Origin of the sequence: Velocimicrobium porci, from assembly GCF_009696045.1 — a bacterium.
Classification (GTDB): domain Bacteria; phylum Bacillota; class Clostridia; order Lachnospirales; family Lachnospiraceae; genus Velocimicrobium; species Velocimicrobium porci.
Window position 1 is genome coordinate 1 of sequence record NZ_VUMT01000045.1, and the last position, 6,137, is coordinate 6,137.

Consider the following 6,137-nt stretch of genomic DNA (forward strand, 5'->3'; position numbering starts at 1 on the left):
TTTATTATTATATCTGTTATGATTTGATTTTTAATGATCATGATGAGCTCCTCCTTCAGCTCATATATCATAACATTTGTACATTCTTATTTAATATTTATTGTACATTTTTAAGTATAACTTAATAGACAGGCGTGGTTTGGGAAGACCAAATCTGATCTATGTCAAAAACTTCAATTCAGGAGTACCGCCAAATGAATGATTCCAGATTCGTCAGAACAAAGAGGAACTAATACTAATAAGAATTATATTGAAATGGATAGAAGGGCAGGAGATTCAGCGGTTTTAATTACTTCTATTAAAAAAGCAAAAGCAATCCTAGGCTGGGAACCAAAACATAATAGTTTGAAAGAAATAATCCAGACGGCTTGGGTATGGCATAAGAATCATCCAAATGGGTATAAAAACGTATAAGTGCGTTATATGACAAAGGGAGCAATCACATCATGATAAACTCCCTTCTGGATAATTTGTTATTGAGATGGTTGTAATTGTTTGCGGAATTCAGATGGAGACATTCCACTTTGCTTTTTAAAGATTCGACTAAAATACAGTGGATTGTCGTAACCAACAATATCTGCAATTTCCGTAACATTATAGTTTGTAGATTCCAATAACGTTTGTGCATTGGATATACGAAGAGAAAGAATATATTGGGTTGGGGTTAGTTCTGTATATTCTTTGAAATTGCGTATAAACCAGCTGACACTCATATGGTGTTCTGACGCATACTCTTCAATACAAATAGGTTTATTGTAATTTTCATGAAAAAACCGAACTGCGGAATTCATCTCTTCCATTAGGATAGGTGTCTTGTTCTTAGGTTTAACATCAATCAGGCGATGAATCATGATAAAAAGATGTTTGAGGTAACAAACTAAAAGTTCTTCGTAGTCTTCCTTACAAAGCTTAAGTTCCTGAATCATCTGGGTAAAAATTCGTTTATATTCCAGAGAAGTTCCAGTGTGAATGACGTGAGCATCATCGGGAAAACCATACGAACGAAGAATATTTTTTACATTTCCGCCAGTGAAATGAACCCAATATACTTCCGTATGATCGGTACCATAATAATAGTAACGCTGTTCCTCTTTTGGACGATAGATTACCATATTCCCAGCAGTCACTATTTCTTCAACACCGTTGAAATAAAAATGTGCCTTGCCAGATGCAATGTAAAGGAGTTGCCAGTCAAGACGACCACGTGGACGATGAGTAGGAAGTTTGGGACGAGCGAACAAATGATATGTGCCACAGCTACATACCATGATAGGCTTGCTTTTATCCTTGAAATCTAGAACCTTATTATGCCAATATGCTGAATCTGTATACATAAACTGCTACCTCTTTCTTATGTGGGGGTTACGCTAAGTATAAGTTTAATTTAATAATATCATTTTGTGCATGTTTTGTCTAATGCAATTTATGGAATTACTTACCATCTAATAATAAACTAAATATAGTAAAAACAAGGAGAGGGAAAAAAGATGATAGTACCAAAACATTACGAAAATCTTCAAGTGTTGCATGAAAACACAATGCCAAACAGATGCTATTACATTCCAGCATCTAAAATAATGCATACTTTAGTACACAACAGAAAAGAGTCGGATCGATTCCAGTTATTAAATGATCAGTGGAATTTCCGATATTACAGCAGCATTTATGAATTGCAGGAAAATTTCTATGAGAAGGATTTTATCGGGGAAGAATATGAGTTAGTAACTGTTCCTGGAATGTGGCAGAATTATGGATTCGACAAACACCAGTATACAAATATTAAATACCCTTTTCCGTTTGATCCTCCATACGTACCACACGATAATCCGTGTGGCACATATACTTATGATTTTGATTACAAAAAATGTAAGGATGCACCAAAAGCATATTTGAATTTCGAAGGTGTTGATTCATGTTTCTATGTATGGGTGAATGGGGAATATGTTGGTTATAGCCAGGTGTCACATTCGACAAGTGAATTTGATATTACAGATATTCTCGTAGAAGGTAAGAACCGGTTAGCAGTGCTTGTCTTAAAGTGGTGTGATGGTAGTTACATGGAAGATCAGGATAAATTCCGTATGAGTGGAATTTTCAATGATGTATATATTTTACATCGTCCTGAAAAAATTATTTATGACTATTTTGTAAAGACTTCATACATAGATACAAAAGCCATCGTAACAGTTGAAGTTAAATTTTTAAATAACAACGGTACTTTAGCAAAAGCAACACTTTCTAAAGCAAATAGTGAAATTATTGCTTCAAAGGAAATTTCTGAAAGCACTGTTTTAGAATATGAAATTGAAAATCCAGAACTTTGGAATCCAGAAAACCCGTACTTATATTTTCTTATTTTAGAAACAGAGCATGAAGTAATTACTGAACGCATAGGAATCAGAGAAATTCATATTGAAAACAATGTAGTTATTTTTAACGGAAAACCTATTATCTTCAGAGGCGTGAATAGACATGATTCTGACCCAGTTACAGGATTTGTTATCAGTATTGATCAGATGAAAAAGGATATGGAAATGATGAAACAGCATAATTTCAATGCGATTCGTTCCAGCCATTATCCGAATCAACCGTTTTTCTACCAGTTATGTGATGAATATGGATTTTTCGTAGTAGATGAAGCTGATAATGAAAGCCACGGTCCTGGAGAAATATACTTTGCAAATGATGAATTTGAGTATAAATCAAAACGATGGAATGAACCGATTTCTGATAATCCAGCATACATTGAAGCAACTGTAGATAGAGTAAAACTTTGTGTGGAAAGAGAAAAGAATCGACCATGTATCGTTATTTGGTCTATGGGTAATGAATGTGCATATGGTTGTACTTTTGAAGAAGCATTAAAGTGGACAAAATCATTTGATGACAGTAGACTTACTCATTTCGAAAGTGCGAGATATCACAGCGATAAGAAAAAATATGACTTCTCTAATCTCGATATGTTCAGTAGAATGTATCCTCCATTTAATGAGATTGATGAGTATTTGGAAGGTAATCCTGACAAGCCGTTTATTCTGATTGAGTATTGTCATTCAATGGGTAATGGTCCTGGGGATTTTGAGGATTATTTCCAGATATTCCAGAGAGAAGAAATCATGTGTGGCGGATTTGTGTGGGAATGGTGTGACCACGCTATTTACAAAGGTGATACAGAAGAAAATCAAGAAATGTACTATTATGGCGGAGATCATGGCGAGGATGTTCATGACAGTAATTTCTGTATGGATGGACTTGTGTATCCGGACAGGACACCACATACAGGGTTGCTAGAATATAAAAATGTATATCGTCCATTAAGAGTTGCTGAGTTTGATCAGAAAGCCAAAAATATTTCATTTCATAACTACCTAGATTTCACAGATGTGAAAGACTACATCCAGATGAAATATGAAGTTCTTTGTGACGGTCATGTTGTAGAAGAAGGAACATTGGAGACTCCTTCCATTAAACCTGGATGCACAGAAATGACCTCATTAGAAATTAAAATTCCAGAAAAAGGAAATGCTTTCCTTGAAATTTATTATTACTCTTCAAAAGAAGTAGCATTAGTTCCAGAAGGACACCTTCTTGGATTCGATGAAGTGAAATTAGAAACTGCAGATAATAGAAATCAGGAAGTTATTCAGAAGCTGGAAGAGTCTGGGGATAGTAATAAGGCACTTTTAACAAAAGAAACAGATGAGTTTGTATTCATTTTTGGAGAGCAATTCCAGTATGTGCTTGATAAAAAGACCGGTATGTTTACAAAATTAGAATATGCTGGAATTAATCAGATTGAAAAACCGATGGAAGTTAATATCTGGAGAGCACCAACAGATAATGATATGTACATTAAACTGGAATGGTATAGAGCAAAATATGATAAAGCTTATTCTCGTGCGTATGATACTGTCGTAGAAATTAGCGAAAATAGAGTGAATATCCATTGTTATATGGCATTAGTTGCAAATACTGTTCAAAGAATTTTAGATATGGACACGACATGGATTATTGATGAAAACGGTGCTATTGGTCTCAATATGAAAGTAAAACGTCATCCGGAATTCCCAATGCTTCCGAGATTTGGACTTCGTTTGTTTATGAATAAGAATATGGATTATGTTCAGTATTATGGAATGGGACCGATGGAAAGTTACTGTGATAAGCATAGAGCTTCCAGCCATGGAATCTATGGTGGATATGTCGAAGATTTACATGAAGATTATATCAAACCACAGGAAAATGGCAGCCATTATGATTGCTCTTATGTAACCGTAGAAAGTGCTCATTGCAAATTAGAAGCGCTTGCCGAAAAATCGTTTAGTTTCAATGTGTCAGCGTATACACAGGAAGAGCTGACAGCAAAAAAACATAACTTTGAATTACAGCCATCTGACAATACTATCCTTTGCCTTGATTATGCGCAAAGTGGTATTGGGTCAAACAGCTGTGGACCAGACCTGTTGGAAAAATACAGACTGGACAGCAAAGAGTTTGAATTCGGAATCAAGCTGATACCATACAAGAAATATAAATAAAGAACAAAGGAGAAAACGACAAAGGAGAAAACGAGGATATGAACGAAAAGAAATATTTAAAATGGTATAACAAAGTCGGCTACGGATCAGGCGACATTGCTGGTAATGTTGTGTATGCATTCCTTACATCATTTGCAATGATCTATCTAACAGACACTGTTGGACTGAATGCAGGTATTGTGGGAACACTGATTGCTTTATCAAAGTTGTTTGATGGTGTAACAGACTTGTTCTTTGGTTCCATGATTGACAAAACAAAAAGTAAAATGGGTAAAGCTAGACCATGGATGTTTTATGGATACTTTGGATGTGCAGTTACTCTTGTAGGAATCTTTGCAATTCCAGCCAGCTTTGGACAGACAGCACAGTATGCATGGTTTTTTATCTGCTATACATTATTGAACGCAGGATTCTATACAGCAAATAACATTGCATATTCAGCGCTTACATCGTTAATAACTAAGAACAATAAAGAACGTGTGGAAATGGGTTCATTCCGATTCATCTTTGCATTTTCAACAAGTTTATTAATCCAGGCTGTAACAATTGGTTTTGTAGCAAAACTTGGCGGTGGAGCTGAAGCATGGAGAATGGTGGCTATTGTATATGCAATTATTGGTGTTATCACAAATTCACTTTCCGTATTTTCTATTAAAGAATTACCTGAAGAAGAACTTAGAGAAAAGGACGGAGATACCAGCGTAAAAGTTGAAAATGAAAAATATACATTGATTGATGCTGCTAAATTACTGGTTGCTAACAAATATTATATGATGATCTGTGCAACATATATTCTTCAGCAGTTATACTCAGCAATGCTTGGTGTTGGTACTTATTACATGAAATATGTAATGGGGAATGAAAATCTTTTCTCATACTTTGCATGGGCAATCAATATTCCACTTATTATTGCACTTATTATTACTCCATCTCTTGTTCAAAAATGGAATGGAATGTACAAATTGAATTTTTATGGATATGCATTAGGTACACTTGGTCGTGCATTAGTAGTATTAGCTGCGTATATGGGAAATCTTCCATTAATGTTTTTATTTACAGGAGTGGCAGCGTTTGGTATGGGTCCATGGCAGGGAGATATGAACGCCGTAATCGCAGAGTGTTCTCAGTATACATACCTTACAAAAGGAAAACGTGTAGACGGAACAATGTATTCTTGTACATCATTAGGTGTGAAACTTGGTGGCGGACTTGGTGTTGCTATTCAGGGATGGTTATTAGAGCTTGCTGGATATAAAGGAACTTTAGCTGTACAGCCAAATTCAGCTATCAGTATGTTACAGATAATGTACTTATGGCTTCCGGTAGTCATTACACTTGTTATTTCATTTATAATGTCAAGAATGAAAGTAGAAAAGGCAAATGAAAACTTCATAAAATCCATGTGATCCATGGAAATTCAAAATATCACTTTGTTCCTTTATAGGAAATTTCTCAAATCGTCAGAAATAGTGTATAATCCCATCTTTGACAGTTAACAAAAGACAAAACAGCCGCAAAGCCTGTGTTCATAGGCTCTGTGGCTGTTTGCTCGTTTGCATCGATATGTACTATATTTTTGTTTTTGTGCTATTTATCTTT

The 6,137-nt window shown here is 35.1% G+C and carries 4 protein-coding genes; 3 read left to right on the forward strand and 1 reads right to left on the reverse strand.

Annotation, left to right across the window (positions count from 1 at the left end; translation table 11 throughout):
• The first annotated feature begins 198 nt into the window (after positions 1-198).
• Complete coding sequence (locus FYJ58_RS14280; protein ID WP_205839283.1) at positions 199-414, forward strand: UDP-glucose 4-epimerase; 216 nt, start codon at positions 199-201, stop codon at positions 412-414.
• Between the two features lie 59 nt (positions 415-473).
• On the opposite strand, the gene FYJ58_RS14285 is transcribed toward FYJ58_RS14280, so the two are convergent.
• Complete coding sequence (locus FYJ58_RS14285; RefSeq protein WP_154520356.1) at positions 474-1,334, reverse strand: helix-turn-helix transcriptional regulator; 861 nt, start codon at positions 1,332-1,334, stop codon at positions 474-476.
• Positions 1,335-1,487: 153 nt separating this feature from the next.
• Here FYJ58_RS14285 and FYJ58_RS14290 point away from each other — a divergent pair, with 153 nt between their 5' ends.
• Together FYJ58_RS14290 and FYJ58_RS14295 are read left to right on the forward strand one after the other, a co-directional pair.
• On the forward strand, positions 1,488-4,538 hold the full coding sequence (locus FYJ58_RS14290; protein WP_154520357.1) for a glycoside hydrolase family 2 TIM barrel-domain containing protein: 3,051 nt from the start codon (positions 1,488-1,490) through the stop codon (positions 4,536-4,538).
• Positions 4,539-4,576: 38 nt separating this feature from the next.
• On the forward strand, positions 4,577-5,944 hold the full coding sequence (locus FYJ58_RS14295) for an MFS transporter (RefSeq protein ID WP_154520358.1): 1,368 nt from the start codon (positions 4,577-4,579) through the stop codon (positions 5,942-5,944).
• Positions 5,945-6,137 lie beyond the last annotated feature (193 nt).